At 64.2% G+C, this 25756-nt stretch carries 20 protein-coding genes; 5 read left to right on the plus strand and 15 right to left on the minus strand.

All coding sequences use genetic code 11. From position 1 onward, the window contains the following. Positions 1-1273: AAA family ATPase (locus tag RWR81_RS01205; RefSeq protein WP_314453219.1), on the minus strand; the 1273-nt coding region annotated here is incomplete at its 3' end. Positions 1274-1472: 199 nt separating this feature from the next. Here RWR81_RS01205 and RWR81_RS01210 point away from each other — a divergent pair. Together RWR81_RS01210 and RWR81_RS01215 are read left to right on the plus strand one after the other, a co-directional pair. Next, positions 1473-2426, plus strand: coding sequence for an ATP-binding cassette domain-containing protein (locus RWR81_RS01210; RefSeq protein WP_314453222.1), 954 nt, complete (start codon positions 1473-1475; stop codon positions 2424-2426). Beyond that, positions 2423-3667, plus strand: a complete 1245-nt coding sequence (locus RWR81_RS01215) for an ABC transporter permease (protein ID WP_314453225.1) — start codon at positions 2423-2425, stop codon at positions 3665-3667. The genes RWR81_RS01210 and RWR81_RS01215 overlap by 4 nt, the downstream gene beginning before the upstream one ends. 68 nt (positions 3668-3735) lie before the next feature. Here RWR81_RS01215 and ndk read toward each other — a convergent pair whose 3' ends face one another. After that, complete coding sequence (ndk, locus tag RWR81_RS01220; protein ID WP_314453228.1) at positions 3736-4176, minus strand: nucleoside-diphosphate kinase; 441 nt, start codon at positions 4174-4176, stop codon at positions 3736-3738. Between the two features lie 84 nt (positions 4177-4260). Beyond that, entirely contained in the window at positions 4261-4941 is a 681-nt protein-coding gene (dhaL, locus tag RWR81_RS01225; protein ID WP_314453231.1) for a dihydroxyacetone kinase subunit DhaL, read from the minus strand. Between the two features lie 375 nt (positions 4942-5316). On the opposite strand from dhaL, the gene RWR81_RS01230 reads away from it, so the two are divergent. Then, entirely contained in the window at positions 5317-6048 is a 732-nt protein-coding gene (locus RWR81_RS01230; protein WP_314453234.1) for a UTRA domain-containing protein, read from the plus strand. Between the two features lie 164 nt (positions 6049-6212). Here the strand turns inward: RWR81_RS01230 and RWR81_RS01235 are convergent, their stop codons facing one another. Both RWR81_RS01235 and RWR81_RS01240 read right to left on the minus strand, forming a co-directional pair. Beyond that, the gene (locus RWR81_RS01235) at positions 6213-8264 is read right to left on the minus strand and encodes a glucose PTS transporter subunit IIA (RefSeq protein ID WP_314453237.1); all 2052 of its coding nucleotides are present in this window, start codon (positions 8262-8264) and stop codon (positions 6213-6215) included. A 112-nt stretch (positions 8265-8376) separates the two neighbouring features. Then, positions 8377-10065: an alpha,alpha-phosphotrehalase gene (locus RWR81_RS01240; protein ID WP_314453239.1), complete on the minus strand. Its 1689-nt coding sequence runs from the start codon at positions 10063-10065 to the stop codon at positions 8377-8379. 203 nt (positions 10066-10268) lie between these two features. Between RWR81_RS01240 and RWR81_RS01245 the strand changes: the two genes are divergently transcribed. Then, on the plus strand, positions 10269-11054 hold the full coding sequence (locus RWR81_RS01245) for a hypothetical protein (RefSeq protein WP_314453242.1): 786 nt from the start codon (positions 10269-10271) through the stop codon (positions 11052-11054). Positions 11055-11068: 14 nt separating this feature from the next. Here RWR81_RS01245 and RWR81_RS01250 read toward each other — a convergent pair whose 3' ends face one another. Further along, positions 11069-12868 (minus strand): folylpolyglutamate synthase/dihydrofolate synthase family protein, encoded by a 1800-nt coding sequence (locus tag RWR81_RS01250; RefSeq protein WP_314453245.1) that lies wholly within the window; start codon positions 12866-12868, stop codon positions 11069-11071. 382 nt (positions 12869-13250) lie between these two features. On the opposite strand from RWR81_RS01250, the gene RWR81_RS01255 reads away from it, so the two are divergent. Continuing rightward, complete coding sequence (locus RWR81_RS01255) at positions 13251-14573, plus strand: UDP-glucose/GDP-mannose dehydrogenase family protein (RefSeq protein WP_314453248.1); 1323 nt, start codon at positions 13251-13253, stop codon at positions 14571-14573. A 20-nt stretch (positions 14574-14593) separates the two neighbouring features. Here RWR81_RS01255 and RWR81_RS01260 read toward each other — a convergent pair whose 3' ends face one another. From RWR81_RS01260 to RWR81_RS01300, 9 genes are all read right to left on the minus strand, one after another. Continuing rightward, the gene (locus tag RWR81_RS01260) at positions 14594-15997 is read right to left on the minus strand and encodes a polysaccharide biosynthesis C-terminal domain-containing protein (RefSeq protein ID WP_399497809.1); all 1404 of its coding nucleotides are present in this window, start codon (positions 15995-15997) and stop codon (positions 14594-14596) included. Positions 15998-16108: 111 nt separating this feature from the next. Further along, positions 16109-16450 carry a serine O-acetyltransferase gene (locus RWR81_RS01265; RefSeq protein WP_253186185.1) on the minus strand — a complete coding sequence of 114 codons (342 nt, stop codon included), beginning with the start codon at positions 16448-16450 and terminating at the stop codon, positions 16109-16111. An 86-nt stretch (positions 16451-16536) separates the two neighbouring features. After that, positions 16537-17643, minus strand: coding sequence for an EpsG family protein (locus RWR81_RS01270; RefSeq protein WP_314453256.1), 1107 nt, complete (start codon positions 17641-17643; stop codon positions 16537-16539). A 9-nt stretch (positions 17644-17652) separates the two neighbouring features. Continuing rightward, positions 17653-18804 (minus strand): glycosyltransferase, encoded by a 1152-nt coding sequence (locus RWR81_RS01275; protein ID WP_314453259.1) that lies wholly within the window; start codon positions 18802-18804, stop codon positions 17653-17655. A gap of 64 nt (positions 18805-18868) precedes the next feature. Then, complete coding sequence (locus RWR81_RS01280; RefSeq protein ID WP_314453261.1) at positions 18869-19651, minus strand: glycosyltransferase family 2 protein; 783 nt, start codon at positions 19649-19651, stop codon at positions 18869-18871. A gap of 31 nt (positions 19652-19682) precedes the next feature. After that, on the minus strand, positions 19683-20363 hold the full coding sequence (locus RWR81_RS01285) for a sugar transferase (RefSeq protein ID WP_314453476.1): 681 nt from the start codon (positions 20361-20363) through the stop codon (positions 19683-19685). A gap of 2 nt (positions 20364-20365) precedes the next feature. Beyond that, positions 20366-21577 (minus strand): DegT/DnrJ/EryC1/StrS family aminotransferase, encoded by a 1212-nt coding sequence (locus RWR81_RS01290; RefSeq protein ID WP_314453264.1) that lies wholly within the window; start codon positions 21575-21577, stop codon positions 20366-20368. Continuing rightward, positions 21577-23502 (minus strand): nucleoside-diphosphate sugar epimerase/dehydratase, encoded by a 1926-nt coding sequence (locus RWR81_RS01295; protein WP_314453267.1) that lies wholly within the window; start codon positions 23500-23502, stop codon positions 21577-21579. Before RWR81_RS01295 ends, RWR81_RS01290 begins: the two co-directional genes overlap by 1 nt. An 816-nt stretch (positions 23503-24318) precedes the next feature. Then, positions 24319-25662 (minus strand): polysaccharide biosynthesis tyrosine autokinase, encoded by a 1344-nt coding sequence (locus tag RWR81_RS01300; protein WP_314453269.1) that lies wholly within the window; start codon positions 25660-25662, stop codon positions 24319-24321. Between the last annotated feature and the right edge of the window lie 94 nt (positions 25663-25756).

Below are 25756 nucleotides of genomic sequence, written 5' to 3' on the forward strand. Positions count from 1 at the left end.
CCTCACGGTCCTGCGCGGCCTCAAGGGCGCTGCGGGCCTGCTCAAGAGCGGCCAGGCTGGCCTCATGACGGCTGCGGGCCGAGGCGACGCGCCCACCGGCGCGGGCGATGGTCTCGCGTCGTTCCGAGACGCGCCGCTGCGCGGCCGAGAGCTCCTGGTCGGCGGCCTTCTCAGCGGTCTCGGCGTCGGTGCGCACCCGGGTGGCGTCACTCAGGGCCGTACGGGCGGTCTCGACGGCGTCGGCGAGCTCGGCCTCCTCCCTGCCTGCCGTCTCGGCCCGCCGCTCGAGCTCCTCGGGATCGGTCCCGTGGCTCGGCGCAGGGGCGGAGGCCAGGAGCCGGATCCGCTCACCGGCCACGTCCGCGAGCGCACCGAGGGACTGGGCCACCCCGGTGAGCTCCTCCCAGACACCGCCGGCCCGAGCCAGGCGCTGGGCGGAGGTGGTCTCGATGGCGGCCAGCTCGCTCAGACGCGCTCTGGCGACGCGCTCGGCCTCCTCCACAGCGCTGCGGCGCCTGGTCAGTGCCTCCTTGTCCTCGTCGCCGGCCTCCAGGAGGGACTGGGCTTGGACGACGTCGTCCGCCAGAAGCCGGGCGGTGGCGTCGCGGACCTCGACCTGGATGGTCCGGGCACGCCGGGCGATGGCGGCCTGCCGGGCCAGGGGACCGAGCTGACGGTGCAGCTCCTGGGCGAGGTCGGAGACCCGAGCGAGGTCAGCGGCCATGGACTCGAGCTTGCGCAGGGCGCGCTCCTTGCGCTTGCGGTGCTTGAGGACGCCGGCGGCCTCCTCGATGAAGCCACGACGGTCGTCGGGGGTGGCACTCAGGACGGCGTCGAGCTGGCCCTGCCCGATGATGACGTGCATCTGGCGACCCAGGCCGGTGTCACTGAGGAGCTCCTGGACGTCGAGGAGGCGGCAGGGAGTGCCGTTGATCCGGTACTCCGAGCCACCCCCGCGGAACAGGGTGCGTGAGATGGTGACCTCGGTGTAGTCGATCGGCAGGGCGCCGTCGGTGTTGTCGATGGTCAGGGAGACCTCGGCGCGTCCCAGCGCCGAGCGCGACCCGGCTCCGGCGAAGATGACGTCGGCCATGGAGCCACCGCGCAGGTTCTTGGCGCCCTGCTCCCCCATGACCCAGGTCAGGGCGTCGACGACATTGGACTTGCCGGACCCGTTGGGGCCGACTACGGCGGTGATTCCGGGCTCCAGGCGCAGGGTGGTTGACGAGGCGAAGGACTTGAATCCCTTGATCGTCAACGTCTTGAGGTGCACGGGCGCCACCCTAACAGCGCGAACGGCCTGCGCGACGACAGAAACGACAAAGACACTTGACATTGACGCTTTGGACAAGCAAACTTTCCATGTCAAGAAAGCTGGATACGCCATTGGACCCTCCGAACGCAGACCCCGTTCCTCTCCTCATCACCCCGTCGCCCAACCACCCCTCGTTTCCGAGACCCAAGGAGCCACGATGCTCACCCTGTCCAACCTCTCCAAACGCTTCGGGAGCCTGCAGGCCCTCGACCGCCTCTCCCTGTCACTGGAAGCCGGCGAGATCGTCGGCTTCGTCGGAGCCAACGGGGCGGGCAAGTCCACCACGATGCGCATCGTCATGGGCGTGCTCGCCGCCGACTGCGGCACTGTGACCTGGAAGGGTTCCCCCGTGGACGCCGCCACCCGGCGAGCCATCGGTTACATGCCCGAGGAGCGCGGCCTCTACCCCCGGATGAAGGTGGCCGAGCAGCTCGTCTACCTGGCCCGCCTCCACGGGCTGTCCGCCTCCTCCGCCAAGGCGGCCGCGAACCAGTGGACCGAGCGTCTGGGCCTGGAGGAGCGACGCGGCGACGAGGTGCAGAGCCTGTCGCTGGGCAACCAGCAGCGCGTCCAGCTGGCCGCCGCACTCGTGAGCGACCCCGAGCTGCTCATCCTCGATGAGCCCTTCTCCGGCCTGGACCCGGTGGCCGTTGACGTCATGAGCCAGGTGCTCCTGGAACGGGCGGACACGGGCGTGCCCACGCTCTTCTCCTCCCACCAGCTCGACGTCGTCGAGCGCCTGTGCGACCGGGTGGTCATCATTCGCTCGGGCCGGCTCGTGGCCGACGGCACGGTTCCCGAGCTGCAGGCCACCGAGACGCCCCGCTGGCGAGTGGTCGTCGAGCCGCCGCTTGACGCCGCCCCGCTGGAGGCGGCCTCCCTGAGCGCGCTGACCGCGCCGGACGTGCAGGTCGATGACCAGGGCCGTCTGGTCATCACCGCCGCGGGCACTGATGAGCAGGCACTGCTGAGCACTGCCCAGCGACTGGGGACGGTGCGCGAGCTCGGCCCGGTGCGTCACCCGCTTACCGAGATCTTCCGGGACGTCCTCACCGCTACCTCCCACGAGGGGACCGCAGACACCAACGAGACGAAGGAGGCGCACCGATGAGCGCCCACACCAGCCCCATCACTCGCCGTCAGGAGATCGCCCTGGTCACCGGCCGCGAGCTGCGGGCGCACCTGATGAAGAAGTCGACCATCATCCTGACCCTGGTGCTGCTCATCGCCGCCATCGGCAGCATTATCGGCATCAAGCTCTACTCCTCGGGTCAAGGCCAGGCCTACCGAGTCGGACTCAAGGGCGTGACGGTTGCCCAGGCCGCAGGACTGGACAAGGTGGCCGCCTCCAATGGGGAGACGATCGAACTCGTTGACGTCTCCGCACACCAGGCGAAGGACGTCCTTGACGACAACACCCCCGAGGGCACGCCGCACGTGGACATGGTTCTCGACGTCTCCGGCTCCGCCCCCACCATCACTGCGGAGAAGTCGGCCGATGACGCGGTCGTCTCAGGGGTCACGGCCTTCCTCCAGCAGGCGGCCCTGGGCCGGCAGATAGCTACGCTGGGTGGGGACCCCGCTCAGGTGGCCTCTCAGCTCAGCGCCGCCAAGCCGGAGGTCACGGTACTCAACGCCCCCCAGCGCAATTCCGCCGACTTCGGCTCGCGCTACGCCATCCTCATGACGATCGACGTCCTGCTGCTGTTCGCCATCATGGGCGGCGGTCAGTTCATCGCCCAGGGAGTGGTGGAGGAGAAGTCGAGCCGGATCGTGGAGATCCTCCTGGCCTGCGTGCGCCCCAGCTCGCTGTTGGCCGGCAAGATCCTGGGGATCGGCATCGCTTCGGTCCTGACCACCGGGGTCGTCGCCATCGCCGGAGTCGTCACTGCGAAGGCAACGGGAGTTATGCCAGACATCAGTCTCAATCTGGACAGTGTGCTCGTCGCGATGATCGTGTGGATGATCGTGGGCTACGCGATCTTCGCAGTCGCCTTCGGGGCCGCGGCCTCACTCGTGAGCCGGCAGGAGGACGTCAGCTCGGTGAGCATGCCCCTGGTGATGCTCTCGATGATCCCCTATGTTCTGAGCTTCTTGATGGCCACCGGGGACGCCAACAGCACGACCTTCCGGGTCCTGTCCTTCCTACCGACCTTCGCGCCCTTCATGATGCCGGCACGCCTGGTGCTCGGAGTCTCCTCCTGGACCGAGCAGGCGATCGCTCTGGGGATCGCACTCGTCTTCCTGCCACTACTGGTGCGCGGGGCGGCCGCGATCTACACCCGGGCCGTCACCCGCACCGGCGCCCGCGTACCGCTCAAGGAGGTCCTGAGGCGGGCGGAGCGGGCTTAACCGCAACTTCCTCCTACGACGACGGTGCGCCTCCCCCAGTGCGGGAGGCGCATCGTCGTCGCCAAGGTTCAGTCGGCCAGCTCGGGGAACCAGATGGCGATCTCACGGGCTGCGGACTCATCACTGTCCGAACCGTGGACGAGGTTGAGGATGGCGGGGGTGCTCCAGTCGCGTCCCAGGTCGCCGCGGATGGTGCCGGGGGCGGCCGTGGTGGGGTCGGTGGGGCCCATGAGGCTGCGCACGCCCTCGACGACGCGCTGCCCCTCAGCCACTGCGGCCACCACATTGCCGGAGGTCATGTACTCCACGACACCGGGGTAGAAGGGCTTGTCCACGTGCTCGGCATAGTGCTCGGCAAGGATCTCCTCGGTGGGGGTCAGAACCTTCAGGGCAGTTAGCACGTACCCCTTGGCCTCGATGCGGCGCAGGATCTCGCCGGTCAGACGGCGCTCGACGGCGTCGGGCTTGATGAGAACGAGGATGCGACCGGTCTGGGACGTGCTGGCCATGGGAGCTCCTTGCTGGGTTGGCTATTGAGGGACCGAGTGGACCATAACGGGTCTGGCCCCCTCAAGGCCATGGCAGTGCCGGACTCAGGCCTGCTCGACCACCAGGAACGGGTCGGAGGAGCGGTCACGGGCGGCGTCGGCGGCGGCCTGGAGAATGAGAGCCGAGGACTGGGCGCCGGGGTCGCGGTGCCCGCAGGAGCGCTCTCCCAGGAAGGAGGCCCGGCCACGACGGGCCTGGAGCGGTTCGGTGTCCCGAGCCCCCTTGGCAGCGGCCTGCGCGGCCGCGGCAAGGACTCCGATCTCATCCTCCCCGATCTCCGCTGCCTCCTTGGCAGCCACTGCTGCGGGGCGCCAGGCGTCAGCCATGGTCTTGTCTCCACTGGTGGCATGCCCCCTGGCCTCCAGGCCCGAGGTGGCCTCCTCCAGAGCACGGACCAGTTCTTGAGTCCCCCAGGCGGAGGCGTCACTGGAACGGGCGGCCTTCAGGAAGGCGGTTCCCAGCAGCGGACCGCCGGCACCGCCAACAGTGGCCATGAGGGTGGTGGCGACAACTTTGAGAACTCCCCCGGGAGAAGATGGCAGGCTTCCGGTCTCCTGGGCGGCGTCGAGCTTCGCCACCACGGCCCGCAGACCACGGTCCAGATTGTCCCCGTGGTCAGCGTCGCCGATGGCCCGATCCAGTTCGGTCAACTCAGCCCGGTTCTCGGCGATCAGCATGGCGGTACGGCGGGTCCAGTCGAGGGCCCAGGCGGCGTCCAAGGACATGGTGCTTCCTTCTCAGCTCTTGGCAGGTGTTGATTCCAGGCCTGACCGCCATGCACCCGGAGGATGGAAGACGACCATGCGGCTTTGAGCGGGCTCTGCACGGACCCTGTGGATCCTTACACGTCCCAGAGACGTCCGTAGGACGCGCTGGAGCAGGCCGACGAGGTGCTCACTGCCCACTCGCGCTTCCATCCTCCCACGCACCCGACGACCTCGCTCGTTGGGACAGGAAAGTAGCGTTCGACCAGCACGAACGAACACGCCTCCAAAGGTGGCACGGAGGAGTCCGACAACGTGATACTTGTATGCACAGGTTCAGGTGCAGCACCAGTCGCCCACCGACCGTCGCCAAGCCTCAGGAAGAGGAGCCGTCCCGTGGCCCAGGCCAAGTACAACCAGATCTTTCAGACCCTGCGCGGACGCATCGATTCAGGCGCCTACGGCTTCCTCGAGCTGCTCCCCTCGGAGAACACCCTGGCCGAGGAGTTCGCGTGCACCCGCAACACGGTGCGTAAAGCGCTCGCTCTGCTCGTGGCCCAGGGCTACGTCCAAACGATGCAGGGGCGAGGCATCCAGGTGATCTCCCGACCACGCGCAACCTCTACCTTCCTGGTCGGGGGGATCGAGTCGCTCCAGGAGGCCGCCGCACGCAACCGGATCCCTCTGAGCACCCACATGATCTCCCTGGAGGAGGGGGTGGTCGACGCCGAGATGGCCGTGGCCTCCGGTATGACCGAGGGTGCTGAGATCATCTCTGTCAAGCGGCTTCGTCTGCTGGACGACGTCCCCCTCATCGTGGACACCAGCTACTTCCTGACCTCGATGGTTCCTCAACTGACCCAGCAGATCGTCGAGTCCTCGATCTACGCCTACCTGGAGAAGGTCCTCGGGGTGCGGGTGGCCAGCGCGACCCGGCGGATCACAGTGAAGCGGGCCACGGACGAGGACCGCCGACTCATCCACCTGGAAGGAATGGACTGCGTCGTCGTCGTCTCCTCGGTGACCTTTGACTCAGCCGGGGTGCTTTTCGAGTACACGCGCTCGCGCCACTCCCCCGTGGACTTCGCCTTCCAGGACACCGCGCACCGACTGCCGGCCGAGCGCTGAGCCGAAAGCACAGCCCTGGACAGAGCCTCGAGCTCCGAGCGCCCAGCGAACGCCCGTAGACACAGGCTGGTGGCCCGACTGCATCTCACGATGCTGCCGGGCCACCGTTCCACTGATAGTGGCGACAGGCTCGTTGAGCACGTCCGTGTCAGTACCCCACCGTCCTACTTGGCGACAGGCTCGCGGTTGCCGAGGCGGACTTTCTTGACCGTGCGCTCCTTATCGAAGTCGGCCTGCTTGAAACCGAAGAAGTAGGTGCACAGGAAGGAGACCAGGAGAGCCGCGACCCCGGCGATCCAGAAGCCGGCGAAGGAGGCGTCCATCCCCTCGGGGTTGACGAAGGACGGGAAGCCGACGAAGCCTCCGGTGAAGCCCCACATATTGACGTTGAGCAGTCCGGTGAGCAGCCCGCCGACGGCGCCGCCGATCGAGGCGGTGATGAAGATGCGACCGTACTTGAGGTTGAGGCCGTACATCGCTGGCTCGGTCACCCCGCAGAAGGCGGAGATCGTGGCAGGTGCAGCCATGCGCTTGATGCGGGCGTCACGCACCTTGAGCCAGACGGCCAGGGCGCCACCGCCCTGGGCGATCATCGTGGCCGAGACGATGGCGTTGAGGTGGGAGTAACCGGGATTGGCGAGCTCGGAGGAGATGATCGGGATGACCGCCCAGTGCAGGCCGAAGATGACCAGGCACTGGTAGAAGCCGCCGATGAGCAGTCCCGCGAGCGTGTAGTTGAAGCCCAGCACCGCGTTGATGACGGTGGCGATCCCACCTGAGACGAGCATGACGATGGGACCGAAGACCAGCAGAATGAGGGCGGACACCACGAAGATCTCGATGAGCGGCCCGAAGATCGGTCGGATGACGGCCGGCAGCACCTTCTTGAGCCAGGGCTCGATCTTGGAGGCGAGCCAGGCCCCCACGATGATGGGGAAGATCGAGTAGGCGTAGGCGTTGCCGGCGGGCAGGGAGACCGGGATGCCGAAGAAGTCGGCATTGAAGACGGTGCGTCCCACGGTGATGACGTCGTCGGTGTTCTTGGACATGTCCACCACGGAGGGGTAGCAAAGCACTCCACCGACGATGGCCACAACGATGGGGTCGGCACCCAGGCGCTTGGCCGCGGTGAAGCCGACGATGATCGGCAGGAAGAAGAACATCGACGAGCTCATGGCGTCGATGAAGTGGAAGGTGTTGGAGGCCTCGGTGACGACCTTGAACTGGACGAGCAACGCCAGGAGACCCTTGAGGATTCCGGAGGCGGCCAGCATACCGACAACGGGAATCATCGATCCGGTAATGACACCGATGAGGGAGGAGAAGCCGAACTTGACCCAGCCCCACAGGGTCGTGGGTCGCTCGACGACCTCGACATCGGCGACCTGATCGCCGGCCCCTGAGTTCGGCAGCTGGGCGACGACCGCGTCATAGACATCGACGACGTCGGGGCCGATGACCACCTGGTACTGGCCGCCTGACTTGACCACGTCAATGACGCCGTCGAGGTCCGCCACAGCCTCATCGTCAGCCAGGGACTCGTCCTTGAGGTAGAAGCGCACGCGGGTGATGCAGTGCAGGACGGAGCGGACGTTGTCAGGACCACCGATACCGGTGATGATGTCGGCTGCGGTGGCGTCGAATCCGTCGAGGCCGTCAGTGCGTGCTCCGTCGGTAGCACCGGCATCAACCTCGGTGCTCGCGGCATCTGCCGAAGCCGCAGCATCACCCTCAACCTTGAGCGAGGCGGTGGCGATGACGGCACCCGCGTCTGTCCTCCCCGTGGTGACGTTCAGGTTGGCCAGGTGAGTGATCGTGTTGGTCAGGACCACGATGGCGGTGGTTGCCTTGCCCGCGGCGCGGACGGCCTCAAGATCCATAGTGCCCAGGGGCTGTCCGGCCTTGACGGCATCGCCGACCTTGATGCTCAGGTCGAAGGGGGCGCCCTCGAGCTCGACGGTGTCGACGCCGAGGTGCAGCAGGACCTCCAGGCCCGACTCGCTCTTGAAGCCAATGGCGTGGCAGGTGCCGGCGACCATGGTGACGGTGGCGTCCACTGGGGAGACGATCGCGCCGTCGTCGGCGGGCTCGATCCCGAGTCCGTCCCCCACGGCCTTGGAGGAGAAGACGGGGTCAGGGACGTCGGTGAGGTCGATGACCGCTCCCGCCATCGGGGCGGAGACGGGGACCACGTGGTCCTGTTCTGGTTTGGACATGGAGGGGCCTTTCAGAGTGCGGATGGGTGCGGCGGTATCGGGGAGGGCGGCTCGGCAGCTCTCCGGGGCGGGCAGAAGACAGAAGAAAAAACAGGGGAAGAGGGCAGTCGACTCAGGCGAGCAGGGCGATGGCCTCGTAAGGGCGCAGGTGAAGCGCCTCCGCCTCGAGACGGTCGGCGACGACGGGCAGCTCACCGAGGCTGTTAGAGATGTCGTTACCGTCGTAGTTGCCGATGAGGATGCAAGCGGTGGTGAACTCCTCTGGGACAGGGACCTCGGCGTCGTGGTCACTGAAGTTGCACAGGACCAGCAGACGTCTGCCCTCGTACTCGCGAATGTAGGCCAGGACGTCCTCGTGCTCCATGAGGTAGGGGGCATAGGCGCCACGGGAGATGACGGGCAGCTCCTTACGCAGTGCGATGAGGCGCCGGTAGTAGGGCAGGATCCGCCCCTGCGCCTCCTCGCGCTCAACATTGACGGTTCCCTGGTTGGTGGGCCGCAGCCAGGGCCTGCCGGTGGTGAATCCGGCACCGGGGACCTCGGCGTTCCACTGCATGGGGGTTCGTGCGTTGTCGCGGGCCTTGGAGTGGATGACAGCGAAGGCCTCCTGGGGCTCCATGCCTCCGTCCGTCAGCTCCTTGTAGGCATTACGAGCCTCAACGTCGACATAGTCCTCGATGGCCAGGTAGGCAGGGTCGGTCATACCGATCTCCTCTCCCATGTAGACGTAAGGCGTTCCGCGCAGCAGGTGGATAACAGTGGCCAGCATGGTCGCGGACTCGACGTGGTAGTTCACGGGATCAGCGAAGCGGTCGATGGCGCGGGGCTGGTCATGGTTGTTCCAGAACAGGGCATTCCAGCCGCCGCCGGCCTGCATACCTAGGGCCCACTCGTTGAGGATGCGCTTGAGAGCGACGAAGTCGTAGGGGATGCGGGTCCACTTGGCGCCGTCGGCGTAGTCGACCTTGAGGTGGTGGAAGCTGAAGACCATGCTCAGCTCACCATTAGCCGGGTTGGAGTAGCCAACACAGGCCTCGACGGTGGTTGAGGACATCTCGCCAACGGTCATCGCATCGGGGTCCTGGCCGAAGCTGGCGGCGGAGAGCTCACGCAGGTAGTCATGGACGAGGGGGCCGTCGGTGTACATGTAGCGGTCATCGGTGTCGGCGGGCGCGTCCTCAAGCGGCAAGGTCTTGCCGATGACGTTGATGACGTCGAAGCGGAAGTCCTTGACGCCCTTGGAGCGCCAGAAGTTGACGACCCTCGCGGCCTGGGCACGCACAGCCGGGTTGTGCCAGTTGAGGTCGGCCTGGGTGCGGTCATAGAGGCACAGGTAGTACAGGCCGGTGTCGCCGAAAGGCGCCCAGGCGGGGCCGCCGAACTTGGAGACCCAGTTGGTGGGCAGCGAGCCGTCCTCCTTGGGCGGCAGCAGGTAGAAGTAGTCCTGGTAGGCGGAGTCTCCAGCCAGGGCCCGCTGGAACCACTCATGATCGGTGGAGACGTGGTTGAGAACCATATCCAGCATGACACCGATACCGCACTCACCCAGGGCGGCGACAAGATCCTCGAAGTCCTCCATGGTTCCCATGGCTGGGTCGATGGCGCAGTAGTCGGAGATGTCGTAGCCGTTGTCCCGGCCCGGCGAGGGGAAGAAGGGGTTGAACCAGACATGATCCACCCCCAGCGAGGCGATGTAGTCGACCTTCTCGATGATGCCGCGCAGGTCACCTACGCCGTCTCCGGTGGAGTCACGGAAGGACTTGGGATAGATCTGGTAGACGACGCTGTCCGTCAATGACATTCAGGGCTCCTGGGGAAGCGGGATGGAACCGGAGGACTCACCCCCGAACAACTTGTGCACACAAGTATGCGCTTGTGTGCACAAGTTGTCGATACGCCCTTTTGTGTTATATATCATGTGACTGGTTTCCGGAAGCGACACCCCAAGTCTGTGGACACAGCGGCCCCTCACCCTCGTTCTCTCCACAAGAAAGATGGTCTCCCATGAGCAGCAGTGAGCCCGTTCGCCCGCACCATCTCCCTACCCGAGCCCGACGGGCCTTGCCCACACTCCTGCTCCTGTGCGCCCTGACACTCAGCGCCTGCGGCACGAGTGGCACAACATCCTCCGAAGCCGCATCCGCCCCATCCGCTCAGGAGACACCCCCAGCCCCACGCTCGGCAGCCGCCTCTCCATCTGGGGACGGACAGAAGCGGTCCACAGCACAGACGCAGATCGCATCGGGATCATCATCTCTGTCGGCGCAGGCCACTGACGGCCCCACCCCTACACCGGCAGGCACCGCCCCTGATCGCAACAAGCTCCTCAATGCCTCACTGTCCCTGCCCTCAACCTGCACAGCCAACGGACCCGTTTCCTTCTCCGGCGGACAGGCCTCTCTGAGCTTCGGGGGATTCGCCAGGATCGAGGCCCCCTCGGCCACCTACATCCTCGACGGCACTCCCACCGCCGCCGTGGCACTGACCTGCAACGGCGGCGGATCGGCAGCATTCCCCTCCCTGGCGTTCTACGATGACGAGTTGAGCCTCGTCGCCTCCTACGACCTGTCGAGGATCAGTGGAGCAGAATCCTACGAGCCGGTTATCACTTCACTGGAGCCCCGGGGCGACATCCTGCACGTGGAGTGGAGCAACGAGAAGCTCCCCACGGACACCGCCGGAATGCACACCGGCTCAGGCACGGGCAGCGCCGACTTGAGCTGGAACGGGACATCGTTCGACAAATCGAACATCACGATCCACGACGCCCGGGGAAATCAAGTGGGCTAGAAGTCCAGGCCGGATCAGGGCCTGCCGAACAGAGCACGGGCCTCGGCGGCCAGGACCACGGAGCCGACGATAAGGACCCCCGAGGCGGTCAACGGGGTGTCGTGCCCCTCGGACAGGGCGACGGCCTGAGCCACGCCCTCACCGAGCTGCCGGCTCACCACGACGCGGTCGGCGCCGTAGACCTCTCGGGCGATCTCACTCAGGTCGTCGACGTTCATGGCCCGGGGTGAGTCGATGGGGACGCATACGACGGCGTCGGTCGCGGGCTCCAGCCCCGCCAGGATCCCCTCGGCGTCCTTGTCCGCCATGACGCCCAGGACCGCGACGAGGTGCTGGAAGCCGAAGGCCTCCTCGATGGCTCCGGTGAGGGCCTCGATGCCGTGGGGGTTGTGGGCGGCATCGACCAGGACCGTGGGCGAGGAGCGCAGGACCTCCAGGCGGCCGGGACTGGTGACCGAGGCGAAGCCGTCCTCGACGACGCGCGGCGGCAGCCGGCGCCCGCCGTGGATCGCCTCAGCGGCCGCCAGGGCCAGCAGTGCGTTGTGGGCCTGGTACTCCCCGTGCAGGGGGACGAAGACGTCCTCATAGACGGCCGCAGCGGTCGCCAGCGTGACGAGCTGACCGCCGACGGCGAGCTGGCGGTCGACGACCCGCAGGACGCCGACCTCCGGCGAGGTGGGATCCTCCTCCGGATCGCGCTCGCGACGTACGACGGCCCGGTGCGCGGCTGCGGCTCGCTCGATCTCGGCGGCGGCGTCGGGGACCTGGTGAGCGACGACGACGGTGGAGCCGTCCTTGATGATGCCGGCCTTCTCGTGGGCGATCTCGGTGATGGAGGAGCCGAGCCAGCGCTCATGATCACGCCCGATCGGGGTGACGACGGCGACGTCGGGGCCGATGACGTTCGTGGCATCCCAGCGCCCGCCCAGGCCCACCTCGATGATGGCGACATCGACGGGGTAGTCGGCGAAGGCGGCCAGGGCCATGACGGCCAGTACCTCGAAGAAGGACAGACGCGGTCCGCCCTCGGCCTGAGACCGCTCATCGACCATGGCGATATAAGGAGCCACATCCTCCCAAGCGGCAATGAAGCCCTCCTCGCTGATCGGCTCACCGTCAAGACTGATCCGCTCACGGATGGTGGCCAGGTGCGGGGAGGTGAAGCGACCGGTGCGCATGCCGCCGGCCGCCAGCAGGCGCTCGGTCATGCGGGCCGTGGAGGTCTTGCCGTTGGTGCCGGTGATGTGGACGGTGCGGTAGGTGCGCTCGGGGTTGCCCAGGATGTCGAGAACAGCCTCAACGCGCTCCAGGGAGGGCTGGATCTGGTGCTCGGGTGCACGGGAGAGGATTTCGGCCTCAACCTCGCGCATGCGGGCGGAGACCTCGACGGCGCGGGCAGCAGCCTCCAGCTCCCGCAGGTGCTCCTCCTCGGGGGCATCGGGGAGCCGGGGCTCCCAGTCATCGGAGTCGTCAGCGTCGATCTCGGCAAGGAGTTCCTCGAGGCGGTCGGTGTCACCCCCGGGGATCATGTTGGCGGCGACGAGCTCACGCAGGGCCTCAAGATCCTCGCGATCCTGGGTCTCGGCATCCACCTCCTGTTGGGCGCTCGCCTCCTGGAGGTCAGAGACGGAGACGGTCAGACTCTCTGCGCCCGCAAGGTCAGAGGAGCCCACAGCCTCCAGATAGGGCAGCAGCTCGGGGTCGACCCCACTCCCACCGAAGACGGCATCAACGACATCCTCCCCCGTGACACCCTCGGGGACACCAAGGGCGGCACCCGACGTGGTCTGCTTGGAGTCATCACCTGCGGGCACTGTGCCATCCTTTACTCGACGCGGCGGACTGGGTAGGCGCGCTCTCAAACGCTCCTGGCCGGCCCTAATCTAGCCGAGATGGCGACACCCACTCGCGCCGGACACTCACACCGGCCTTCCGAGCACTGCCCAGCGGCCCGCCACCCACTCCCGCACGGCAACGCATAAAGGCACCGGCATACATTTTAAAGATTTTCCTTTAAACGTTTATTTTGAGCCCAGAGTGTATCTCACCCCCTCTATGATCATGACCCGAATGAGCGCCGAATCAAAATTCGATGAGTACATCCTAATAGTTGGTGAAATATTTGAGGAATTCACCAAGGAACCTTACGGGCGCAGGGGTAGACATACCCCCTGCATACCTGCCTAGTCTTTTGCTATGCGTTTGTCAGTGATTGGTTGCGGATATCTCGGCGCTGTTCATGCTGCCTCAATGGCGGAGCTGGGACATGATGTGGTAGGGGTGGACGTTGATGCTCACAAGGTGGAGCTGCTGAGTAATGGCCAACCCCCATTCTTCGAACCCGAGTTAGAGAACCTGCTGGCTCGCAACGTAGAAGCCGGACGCCTGACCTTCACTCAGGACTTCTCCGCCATAGAAGGCGCTCAGGTCCATTTCATCGGTGTAGGCACCCCGCAGTCGGAGTCCGGGGCGGCGGATATGACCTACGTCGATGCAGCGGTCACCTCCATGCTCCCCCATCTGGGGCACTGCACCAGCGACCCTGAGGTGGTCGTGGGCAAGTCCACGGTGCCCGTCGGCACCGCCTCCCGCCTGGCCCAGACGGTCGAGCCGACCGGAGCGCTGCTGGTGTGGAATCCTGAGTTTCTCAGGGAGGGCTTCGCCGTGCAGGACACGCTGCACCCGGATCGCATGGTCTATGGACTTCCAGACGATCCGGGTGCCGCCTCCAAGGCGCAGGAGGCAATGGACGCGGCCTACGAGCAAATCCTAATCTCCGGCACCCCTCGCCTCCTCATGGACTATGCGACTGCCGAGCTGGTCAAGATCAGCGCGAACGCCTTCCTGGCCACGAAGATCTCCTTCATCAACGCCATGGCCCAGGTCTGCGACGCCGCAGGGGCGAACATAACGGCCCTGGCCCAGGCGATCGGCATGGATGATCGTATTGGCCGTCGTTTCCTGCGCGCCGGTATCGGATTCGGCGGAGGCTGCCTACCCAAGGACATTCGCGCTTTCCGGGCTCGGGCCGACGAGCTCGGCGTCGGCGATGCCCTGACCTTCCTCGCCGAGGTGGACAAGGTGAATGACACTATGCGAGCCGGTGTCATCCGCACGGCTAGGGAACTCCTGGGCGACCACCTGACTGGGGCCACGGTGACAGTGCTCGGAGCGGCCTTCAAACCGGACAGCGACGACATGCGCAACTCCCCCGCACTGGATCTCGCTGTGGAACTGGCGCGCCTGGCCAAGCGAATCGTCGTGCACGACCCTGCTGCCGGCCCGATCCTCGCGGAGCGGTCGAATCGCCCGTACGAGGTCGCCCTGTCCGCACACTCGGCCCTGGAGGGTACGGACCTCGTCCTCATTGGAACGGAATGGCGCGAGTACCGGGACCTCGATCCCGCCCATGTGGCCGACCTGGCACGCACCCGTTGCGTGATCGACGGACGCAACTGCCTGGATGCGCAGGCCTGGAAGGCGGCCGGCTGGAACTACCGCGGTATCGGGCGGCGGTGAGCGGGCTGGGCAGCGTAGGTTTAGCGTTCCCTGTTCCGTCGGGCCAGGAACGCTGTCACGGCTCGAGTGCTGCTGGCCAGGACTGTTATGTCGCTGGTTGCCAGCAGGACCATGCAGACCCAGACCGCGACAGTCAGCCAGAGGCCACCGTCGAAAGACATGAACACGGCTATACCGCTGAGCAGCACCAACTGATAAGTGAGACGAGGACGGTCTATGGGCAGGTCGATACGGCGTCTGAGGTCACGTGCCCGCACCACCAGGACAAGAGCATAGGCCACCACCCCAGCCAGCCCGGCACCCCACGGCCCCATGAACGGCACGAAAGCCACACCGAGCACCACGTTGACCACCGCCCCCAACATGGTGGAGACCATGAGAACACCACTGTTCTTCAAGGCCTGGTAGAAGCTCTCGAGGAAGATGGTCATCGCCCCGAAGGATGCAACCAGCATGAGCAGGGGGACATAGCGCCACCCCTCTGAGAACTCAGCCTGAAGCATCAACCGGGAGATCGGTCGATTCAGGGCAATGACCAACCCTGCGGCCGACAGAGTCGCCAGGGAGTAACCCCTCATCACGGCACCGAAGAAAGCGCCCCGGTCGGGTGAGTTGATCTCACGGGCAGTCGAGTACTGCCAAGCCTGCTGAAACACGGAGGCGACAATATTGACCAGCGCAGGCATCTTACTCGCCGCCGTGAAGAGCCCGGCAGCCACCAAGCCACTGCCCCACAGGACCACGTAACGCCCCGATACACTGACCAACCACCATGACAACAAGTTGGGCACAAGCGGCAAACTGTAGACAAGCATCCGGCGCAGCAGCACACGATCGCCCCGAAAGGGCACCAGCAGCCGATACTCGGCCGAGCCCAGGAACGCAGCAAAGCCACCCACCAGGTAACCAATGCTGAAGGACCACAGATAACCCTCGACACCCGCATGTGCGTGGACCAGGAGCAGGTAAGTGGAGACAACCATGGCCAAGGCGTTGATGAGACCATAAGCCACGAAGCGGCGCACATGCCCCAACCCACGGGCAAGCTGGGTCGTGGCCTTGAACAGGCACACCGAGCAGAACAAGACAAAGAAGGACGCCGCATGCTCCATGCCCCACACAGCACTGCCCAAGACACACAACACCCCGGTTCCCACAATGCCGCCACCCAGAACCAGCAGAGAGTTAGCAAAGAGCTCATCCTTGGGAACATCATCGTCGATCGAAAAACGATAAAGAGCCTCAACCACACCCAAGGAGAGCAACGGCAGCACAATCTCGACCGCACTGTTAAGCAACTCAGCCGTCCCGTACTCACCAGCCGTCAAGGCACTCGTGTACAAGGGCATGAGGACCAAGGACACCGCCTTGACCGCCAGCCCACCCAAAGCAAAGACCAGAGTATTGCCCAGCAAGAACGCAATACGGCCCTTATGACTCACCGACACCAAACTGCGCCTTCCACGCCTCAATACTGATGTTCTCATCGCCCGTGTTGAGCGAGCCGACGGAGGTGTCCAGCCGCGGGACCCACTTCATGCAGCCTTCTCCTTGATGATCCTGGCCGGAACTCCCGCGACCGTCGCGCCGGCAGGGACGTCGTGGATCACGACGGCGCCCGCCCCGATCATCGCGCCGTCCCCGATGTTGATCGGCCCGAGAATCGTCGCTCCACAGCCCACGGCCACACCCCGCCCCAGCACAGGAACCGTCTCGATGCCCTTGCGACCACCGATGGTCACCCCGTGCCCGATATGGCACCCCGGACCAATCACAGCGCGAGGATGGATCACAACGCCCAGGGCGTGGTGCGGGAAATCGGTATCTTTGCCGATGCGGGCAGCATAGGGAACATCGCAGGCGAACAGCACGCGCATAGCGCCTCGAACGACATATGCCGCGGGAGCGAGACGATGGCGTGAGAGCCACCGGGCGGCCGAGTATGCGACGTACACAGGATCCATTATGGAAACCCTTTCTCGAGGAACGTGTGGTACGGGAACAAGTGGAACCAGTCGGGGCGGTACAGGAAGAAGATCGTGGTAGCCGCAAAGGCGACGACGACGAGCAGAGCACTGACATAGGAACTCTCAGGCCTCCGGCCCCGCACGGCGATATTCGCCAGGCCAACAACGAAGGGCAACGTCAGGTACATCTCAAGACGATCGACGAGGTTGAAGCCCAGTGACACCGTCACCATGGCGATATCAGCAACAGCAAGTCCCAGGAGGTTGCGGGTACGCCCGGAAGGGTCGGCTTCCACTGCGGCGTTCCAGCCGCAGGTCGCTGCCAGAAGCATGATGAGAATGCGCACAGCGATGAGGAGAACAGTTGCCGACCGCACCCCGCCATCGGCATAGTCGGTGTTGAGGTAGTGGCCGTAGTATGCGGAACTTGATGCGAGGGAGTTCATCACCCAGCTGAGTGAGAACATGCTGACTCCAATGAGCGTTCCCCACTTGAGCCAGTCTCCAAAGGTGCTCAGTCTCATGATTGGTACGAGGTAGACAATGAGCAACAATACCGCACTCATGTGGAACTGAGATGCGAGCGCGATGAGCAGAACATAGCGCAGTAGCCTGCGCTCCATGAGCGCAGGGACGGCCAGTAGGAAGATCGCCACCGCAACACCCTGTCGAGCAAGGAGTGCGAAGTCATAGAAGACCGACATACCGAAGGCAAAAAGTACCGCCAGGGAATAGTTGGCGGCATACCGCTTGATGAAGAGCAACGCCGAGCCGTAGACGAACACCGAGATGATGAGCAACAGGATGTTGAAGCTCTGCGTGACGCGGCTGACCAGGTAGTTCAGCAGGACGTAGCCGTACTCGAAGCGGCTGACGGTGAAGGCCTCCTGGAAGGAGGTGGTCGCTTTGATCGCCTCGAAGACGCGATGGTACTCGATCGTATCGTTGCCAACACTCACGGCTCGCAACGAGGAGAAGGCCACAAAGGAAATGAAGGCGACCCCTAGAAGTACCGGTGAACCGCGACGGCCGGCGTGCCCTCGCAGCCCCAGCAAAGCTGCAGACAGGAGAAGGGTGGCGAACAGCGCGAAGTGGATCCACATGCTCGGGCGTCACCATTCCGCCAGAGCCCGGTACCGGCGTGTGAGCCGGTCAGCCTCACGGGTGATATCGAAGCCCGCGGCGCTTGTCATCGCCGCGCCCTGTGCCCTGAAACTCAGGTCTCTGCCCCGCTCGAGAGCCTGGCTGACGTGGTGAGCCCACTGACGCACTGGCGTCTCGAACGGAAGGAACGTGGCCTCCCCAATCGCGACCTCGTCGGTCACCTCCTTAGAGCATACGAGCGGGAGTCCTGCGCACTGCGCCTCGACTCCTACCATCGGCAGACCTTCATAGAGGGAGGGCAGGAGGAACATGTCCATGGCCTGGTAAAGGGCAGCGACGTCCTTCCTGTCCCCCAGGAACAGGACGCGATCCGCCAGACCGCGCTCAGCCACAATCTCCTCGATGCCTGGTCGCAGCGGTCCGTCGCCGACGAGAATGAGGCGAGTCCCGGGCCTCAAACGCGCCAACTCGGTGTAAACGTCGATGAGGAAGCGGTGGTTCTTCTGCTCGCTGAAGCGACCAACGTGGCCGACAACCGGTGCGTCATCCAGCCCCAGCCGGGCTCGCACATCCGTACGTACCGGCTCCTTGAACCGGTAGGTCTCGACATCGATCGCGTTGGGCAGTTCCTCGTAGCCGCCACGACCGAAAAGAAAGTCGCCGGCCGCCCGAGAGCAGGCCAGGCGCACGTCGGAGTAGGCACCAATGTTGCGACAGACCAGCCAGTTACGCACGCTTCGCAGACGGGAGTCGGAGTACGCGGTCGCGTGGGAGTGCACAGCGAAGGAGCGAACCCCTTGACGATGCGCCACCGGGTAGAGGAAGCGCGACAGGATAGGGTCATGGAGGTGCGCCACAGGATACTGTCCCGCGTGCTTGCTCAGCAGCTGTCCCAGGAATGATCGGATGCGTCCGATACTGCCTCCGGCGTTGGTGACGTAACAACGCCCTCCCAGCGACTCGATCTCCGCGCGGTGGGTCTCGTCGGGGGTGGCGTAGCAGAAGAAATCGAAGACGACCTGGGAGCGGTCCACGTGTCTGAAGTAGTTCATGAGCATGCTCATAACTCCGGAGCGCCGAGAGATCGATGAGTTGATCTGCAGGACTCTTAGGGGCCCGTCCCCGGAGTCCTGCGGGGCCGCTGACTGTTCCTGACTCACTGGCAGTCTCCCTCCATTGATCCCGGCCCGGCCGGGGAACCGATTGTTCTGTGAATACACTTCCTCATTTCACCTTGAGGGTCTTGATGAGGACCCACACGCCGATGTGGAAGATGGAGCGGGGGACGCTGAGATGCTCAATATCGCGATAGAGCGTCCAGTGGTACTTGATCAGGCTCCGCTTGTTCGCCGACACCGACCCTGAGCGGAGCCGATACCTCATGAGGACCACTGGCATGCCCCAGATGTAGCGCTCGGTGCGGAGCATGCGTAGCCACAGGGCATCATCATTGCGCTTCCTGATATCGGGTACCTCGAACCTCCCCAGACGCGACACGTCGTACATGACCGTCGAGTTGCCGACCGGGCAGTCCAGAAGCAGCCGGTTGTAGCCGATCCTGGCCGGACTGCGCACGATCCTGCCGGTGGGCTCACCCTGCTCGTCGATCTGGGCGTAGGCGGTGCAGGACATGGCGACGCCGCGCGAGGTCATGAAGTCGATCTGACGCCTGAGCTTGTCGGGGTGCCACAGGTCGTCGGAGTCGAGGAAGGCCATGTAGCGTCCCTGCGCCAGCTCCATGGCCCGGTTGCGAGCCATGGCGGCACCACTATTGATCTCCAAGCGTACGTAGCGGATGCGTGGGTCGTTCTCGGCCAAGGCCGCCACCACCTCGGCGGTGTCGTCGGTCGAGCAGTCGTCCACGATGAGCAGTTCCCAGTGGGAGTGGGTCTGTGCCTGTACCGTGGCGATAGTCTCACCGATGAAGGCGCCGCAGTTATATGTCGGCATGATGATCGACACCAGATCAGAATCCAGGTCACAGTCCCGCTGTGCGCCTGCTGTCATGGCTGCTCCTTACATGTCATCGTTTCGCGTCTCATGTAGCGACCGCCAAGACCGTCCGAAAGGCGATCCGCAGGTCCCGTCCGATGCTGAATTCCTGGACATCGCGCAGATTGAGGCGCATTTTGGCCGGCAGGACCTGCGTGACGTACGCGTCCTGGCCCGGCGGGGCGGCTGCCAGAATCTCGGCCTCGTCCTTGAACTCGATGGAGGCCGTGGAGGTGACCCCCGCCGGTAGCAGCAACGTGGCCCGCATCTGCGGGGTGTACTGGCGGACGTAGTCAGGAACCTCCGGCCTGGTACCCACGAAACTCATGGTGCCGCGCAGAATGTCGATGAGCTGGCTGACCTCATCAAGACGGTACCGGCGAAGGACGGCACCGACCCGCGTAACCCGAGGGTCGTCCTCCCGGGTGATCTGGTCCCCCGGATCAGCCGGCCGGTGCGTCATCGTACGAAACTTGACGATCCGAAACTCACGCCCGAACTGGGTGACCCGCCGCTGGCGAAAGAACACGGGCCCGGGAGAGTCCAGCTTGATGAGGACCGCCAGGATGACGAACAGCCACCCCAGGAGCACGAACAGGACCGCCGCACCAACGACGTCGAGCAGGCGCTTGAGCCGTAACTGCAGTCCGCGCCGAGTCAGCGCCTCGTAGTAGGGGCGCACGTCCTCGGTTTGCAGGGAGGGGGGCAGCTCCTCCCAGGGAGGCATCCTCACGATCGACCCACTGCCGCAAGTGTTTCAACCGCACAGCTAATGACGTAGTCGACCTGCTCGTCGCTCAAGGAGGTGTGCAAAGGCAGCGACACCTCGCTGGCGTAGAGATTGTAAGCCCGAGGGAAGTCCTCGATGCCAAAACCGAGATCCCGATAGGCAGTCAACATGGGTAGCGGCTTATAGTGGACGTTGCAGGCCACATCCGCACTCGCCATGTGCTCGATGAACGCGTTGCGCCCCTCCTGATCCAGACCCGGCAGGTTCGCCAGATAGAGGTGCCCGGAGGAGACGATCCCGTCCTCGTAGTGCCGCAACGACGTCACGCCCACCGGGGCCAAGGCCTCGTCGTAGCGGGTGATGATCTGGCGCCGTCGCTCCAGCATGGAGTCGTAGCGAGTCATCTGCGCCAGGCCGATCGCGGCGCACACGTCGGTCATGTTGCACTTGTAGGCAGGACTGACGACGTCGTACTCCCACGCCCCCATGCGGGTCTTGGACAGGGCGTCCTTGCTCTGCCCGTGAAGGGACAGCAGCATGTACTGGCGGTAGAGATCCTCATCCAGCCCGAGCTCCGGTCTCCAGGTGACCGCACCGCCCTCTGCAGTGGTCAGGTTCTTCACGGCGTGGAAGCTGAAGGTCGTGAAATCGGCGGCGCTGCCCGACGGCATGCCGTCACGCTGGGCGCCGAAGCTGTGAGCACCGTCGGCGACCAGGGCGATGCGCCCCAGCGCCTCCTGAACCTGGTTGCTCACAGCGAAGCGGTGGCGTTGGCTGTCGACAACCTCGCGCAATGCCGCGTAGTCGCACATGCGACCACCGATATCGACCGGGATGACGGCCTTGGTCCGCGGCGTGATGGCACCTGCCAGGACACTGGGGGCCAGCCCGTAGTCGCCGTCGGCCTCGCCGGCGTCGACCAGGACCGGGGTGGCGCCCACGTGCACGACGGGCGATGCCGAGGCCGTGTAGGTGTAGGCGGGAACGATCACCTCGTCGCCGGGACCGATACCCAGCACCCTCAGGGTCAGTTCCAGCGAGGCCGTCGCAGAGTTCAGGCAGGCTGCCCGGGCGGTGCCGCAGCGCTCCGCCACCTGCTTCTCGAGGGCCTTGGTTCGCGGCCCTGTGGTGATCCAGCCGGAGCGCAGCGCGGCCACCACCTCCTGGCACTCGGCATCAGTGATGTCCGGGGGCGAGAACTCGACGCGCATCAGCCAGCTTTCCTCATCGTCGATGGCATACTCGTAGTGTGATCAAGGCTCGGGTGGTAGGTGGGCACCACATGAGCCAACTCCTGCTTGATCCGGTCACTTCCTTCAGGCAGGCAGGCCGTCAGCCGGGAAATCTTGTCCTCCACCTCCTGCCTGGTGGGCGGTGCCGCAGTGGACACGAGGATGGACTTATTCGCAGTGGGGCGCAAGTCTTCATCATGCATCTGCAACTCCTCGTAGAGTTTCTCACCTGGTCGCAGCCCGGTAAAAGCCACCTCGACGTCACGTCCGACCCGCAAGCCTGACAGCTTGATGAGGTTGACAGCCAGGTCGTAGATCCGCACGGGCCGCCCCATCTCCAGGATGAAGATCTCTCCGGCATGAGCCATCGAGCCTGCGGCGATGACCAGACGGGATGCTTCGGGTATTGTCATGAAGTAGCGGGTGATGTCCGGATGAGTGACAGTCAGTGGCCCGCCCGATCGCAGCTGTCGCTTGAACAGGGGAATGACAGAGCCGTGGCTGCCGAGCACGTTGCCGAATCGTACGGCAGCGAAAACGGTGGTGCGGCATGTCCGGGCCAGAGCCTGAACCTCCAGTTCGCACAGCCTCTTGGTAGCGCCCATCACATTGGTTGGGTTGACGGCCTTATCGGTGGAAACCAGGATGAAGTGGCTGCATCTGAATTCCTCAGACAGACGGCACATCATCCAGGTGCCCAGCACATTGTTCTCCACCGCCTCACGGGCGTTGTTCTCCATAAGGGGGACGTGCTTGTGCGCAGCCGCATGGAAAACGACTTTCGGCTGATGCTGTTCGAAGCACTCACGAATGACCCGTTCATTCGTCACCGAGCCGATGACAACAGAGAGAGCGACTCCAAACTCGGCGGCCTTGGGCTGCATCTCATGGAGCAACTCGTAGGCCGTGTTCTCGTAGATATCGAAGATGACGATCCGGCGCGGCCGGGTCTCAATGAGTTGGCGGACCAGCTCGGAGCCAATGGAACCGCCGCCACCGGTCACCAGGACGACCTCTCCGCGCACGTACCCCATGCTCATGGTGTCGAAGGCGACCTCGTCACGTGTGAGCAGCTCGGAGATCTCCACTTCCCGAAGCGCTATCTTTCCATCATCCTGCCGAGCTAGGTCCCGTACGTTGGGCAGAGTGAGAATCCGCAGACCCGTCGTCAAGCAGATAGACAGGATGCGCTTGCGCTGGGAGGCCAACGCTGAAGGGCAGGCCAGTACGATCTGCTCAGCCCTACACTCTTCAGCAATACGAGGGATATCCTCGCAGGTACCGTAAACCTTAACGCCGTGGACATGACGACCGTGCTTGGTCACGTCGTCATCGACCAGGGCCACTGGCTTGCCGCACATGTCCTCATCGCACAGATGCATTCGCTTGATGGTCAGCGAACCTGTCTGCCCCGCACCGACAATGAGTGTGCGGGGACGGTCGTCATGTGCTCCTGCTCGCGCACTACGCTGCACCCGGGTGCTCCACAGGGCTCGGACTGCTAGACGCGCCCCGGCGGCCATGATGGCCAGCAGCGCCCAGGCCATGACGTAGGAGCGTACCGACAGCCCGCCCTCGAAGACCAAGGAGAACAGCAGGTCCCCGCACACCGAACCGACGATAGTGGCATAAAGAATCCGCAGTGCCTCCGTCATCGACGCGTAGCGCCACAGGCTGTTATACATCTTGAAGGCGGCGAAGACCCCGACGTTGACAACCGCCAGGCCACCCACCGCCAGCAGACCACCGGTAGCACCCGTGGCCGTCGCCCACTTCGTGGTTCCCCACGCCGCGCAGTACAGGGCCAGGTAGGTGGCTAGGACATCAACAGCCATCAGGGTGATCGACTCAATCCGGCACACCGGCAGGCTCGGCCACGCCGGGCCGCGAGCAGACTGTTGCATGGGCACGGTGTCAACCGGCGAAGCATCGGACAAGACCTTCTCCTCGGGTCCCGCGGGTGCGCGTGGCGACAGCTGCTTCGAATCCGGCTCCCGGTTCCCGGCAGTATCAGCGAGATGACTGGTCACACCAGAGGAGCCCTGGCACGTTTCAGTCATGGGTCATCACGCTCCACCGTGCCGGCCGACGGGTAAGGGGCCTACCACTTGCGAGCGAAGAACTCTGATCAAGCAATTCACGCTGGCAGGAGCGACAGAATTCAAATGTCATCAGGGTTTCAATCTGCGGATGGGCGAACCAAGATAGCTGATTCGCTGGACGGACTTGAGAATACGACTGCCATCACCGAAACAGGCATCAGCAGGTCAACAACATGACAACTGGAACACACTCAGCCATCATGAGAATCTGCCGCTTTTTTACGGCTTGACGTCAATCTAACACTAGAGGCCACCAATTGGAAGATTCTGATGCAACTCCACCACAATCATCGTTTACCAACAGATCCATCGTCGATTAATGTTATAGAATCACGAACCAAACCCGACGGATTGCTTTAATCAACAAATTATAACCCCAGAAACTGTTGATAACACACAATAGAAAGAGAGGACTCATAACCTCAACAAAACAATTGCATAATCACCTTGGAGACATCATCACATATTCAACATGCCATGCTTCATAACGCGAAAGAACTGAACGCATCATGCCATCAAAGTTGAGGAATGAAATCAGGCCGATCAAAACGTCGCCGGCCGACCACATCCCCTACTGAGCCCATTCCCCCGAGCGCTGATCGCAACCCCGTAAGGAGACTAGACAGACACACTCTCAGTGGAGACGGCGCTGCTTCGCACGGCCTTGCGCTTACCTCCGGGCTCCGACACGTTATTGAGCACCACACCGAGCATGCGCCCACCTCCCTGCTCCACAGCCAGAGCCGCCTCCCGCAGATCATCCGCGCTGGTACGGCCGGCACGTGCAACGAGGATGACTCCTCCAGCGTGGGCAGCTAGGACGACACCGTCAGTGAATCTCAGGATCGGTGGTGCATCAATGACCACCAGACGGTCCGCCGCCAGCTCTCGCAGCAGGTCGCGCATCATGGGAGCGCCCAGCAGTTCGGAGGGGTTCGCCGGCGTACGGCCTGCAGGCAGGAGCTCCAGATCCGTCACCGGCCCCTTGACCAGGGACTCACTGAGGTACGCCGAGCCCGTCAAAACGTCTGCAAGCCCAGGACTGTCCTGAAGTCCGGTCGTACTCGGTGCGCGCAGGTCACCGCCGACCAGGACCACCCGGTGGCCAGACAGGGCCAGAACCCGCGCCAGGCTGGCGGCAGTCACCGAGGCTCCCTCCTGCGGGCCGGCCGAGGTGATGACAATGACTCGTCGATCCCCTTGAGATATGGCATGAAGCACGTTGGTCCGAGCAACGCGCAACTGCTCCTCCATCTTGATCTCCGCCCCCCGACTCAGCCACCGCAACGAGGGAACCCGCGGCAGGGCGCCAAGCAACGGCACTGACAGCGCCTCACGAACCTCCTCCGGCCCCCTGAGGCTCTTGTCGAGCAGCTCCTGGATAAGGATCCACACGTAACCCAGGACGATCCCGGCAAGCAGCCCCACGGCCACACAGGTCACCAGGGCCGGAGAACGAGTCGCACTGACCAGCTCAGCCGAGGACAGGAGAACGAGCTCCACGGGAGACTCATCCCCCTCCAGGCCCTTGACCTCGACAGCGGCCTGACGGATCACCTCATCAGCCAGGACCTGAGCCTGGTGCGACGACGAGGCGGTGACGGAGACCTTCACCGACACCGTCTCTGGGACCCGCTCCGCAGAGACCGAGGACGCGAACTCCTCCGCCGTCTCATCCAACTTGAGCGAGTCCACGACACGCTGCGCGACCGCAGCCGAGGTGAAGACGGGGACCACGGCGTCGGTCTTCAAGGCAGCGAGCTGTGCCGCATTGTAATGAGACAGCGCGCTCTGCGTGGGATCCCCCGCTATCTTCACACGCAGATAGGTCTGTGCCGTTGCCGTATAGGAGCTGGGAGAGGCGAATGCAAACAGCATTGAGGCCAGCACACACACGACAAGCGCCAGAACCAAGGAACCAATACGTCGACGGGTCAGATGAAGAAGGTCCTCAAGCGTCATCTACGTACCACCAGGCAATAATCGAGGTCGACAGGACAGGACGCTCTTCAACGTGAATGCTCAACGAAGAAGCGCCATAATTAACGCCCAAGAC

The organism is uncultured Actinomyces sp., assembly GCF_963526355.1.
Lineage (GTDB): Bacteria > Actinomycetota > Actinomycetes > Actinomycetales > Actinomycetaceae > Actinomyces.

Excerpts from the sequence above, each read along its gene's own strand:
- RWR81_RS01255 (WP_314453248.1), top strand. The coding sequence starts at position 13,251 with ATGCGTTTGTCAGTGATTGGTTGCGGATATCTCGGCGCTGTTCATGCT.
- RWR81_RS01290 (WP_314453264.1), bottom strand. The coding sequence starts at position 21,577 with ATGCGCGTCGAGTTCTCGCCCCCGGACATCACTGATGCCGAGTGCCAG.
- RWR81_RS01235 (WP_314453237.1), bottom strand. The coding sequence starts at position 8,264 with ATGTCCAAACCAGAACAGGACCACGTGGTCCCCGTCTCCGCCCCGATG.
- RWR81_RS01265 (WP_253186185.1), bottom strand. The coding sequence starts at position 16,450 with ATGCGCGTGCTGTTCGCCTGCGATGTTCCCTATGCTGCCCGCATCGGC.
- RWR81_RS01245 (WP_314453242.1), top strand. The coding sequence starts at position 10,269 with ATGAGCAGCAGTGAGCCCGTTCGCCCGCACCATCTCCCTACCCGAGCC.
- RWR81_RS01295 (WP_314453267.1), bottom strand. The coding sequence starts at position 23,502 with ATGCAACAGTCTGCTCGCGGCCCGGCGTGGCCGAGCCTGCCGGTGTGC.
- RWR81_RS01210 (WP_314453222.1), top strand. The coding sequence starts at position 1,473 with ATGCTCACCCTGTCCAACCTCTCCAAACGCTTCGGGAGCCTGCAGGCC.
- RWR81_RS01270 (WP_314453256.1), bottom strand. The coding sequence starts at position 17,643 with ATGTGGATCCACTTCGCGCTGTTCGCCACCCTTCTCCTGTCTGCAGCT.
- ndk (WP_314453228.1), bottom strand. The coding sequence starts at position 4,176 with ATGGCCAGCACGTCCCAGACCGGTCGCATCCTCGTTCTCATCAAGCCC.
- RWR81_RS01215 (WP_314453225.1), top strand. The coding sequence starts at position 2,423 with ATGAGCGCCCACACCAGCCCCATCACTCGCCGTCAGGAGATCGCCCTG.
- RWR81_RS01285 (WP_314453476.1), bottom strand. The coding sequence starts at position 20,363 with ATGCCTCCCTGGGAGGAGCTGCCCCCCTCCCTGCAAACCGAGGACGTG.
- RWR81_RS01300 (WP_314453269.1), bottom strand. The coding sequence starts at position 25,662 with ATGACGCTTGAGGACCTTCTTCATCTGACCCGTCGACGTATTGGTTCC.
- RWR81_RS01240 (WP_314453239.1), bottom strand. The coding sequence starts at position 10,065 with ATGTCATTGACGGACAGCGTCGTCTACCAGATCTATCCCAAGTCCTTC.
- RWR81_RS01280 (WP_314453261.1), bottom strand. The coding sequence starts at position 19,651 with ATGACAGCAGGCGCACAGCGGGACTGTGACCTGGATTCTGATCTGGTG.
- dhaL (WP_314453231.1), bottom strand. The coding sequence starts at position 4,941 with ATGTCCTTGGACGCCGCCTGGGCCCTCGACTGGACCCGCCGTACCGCC.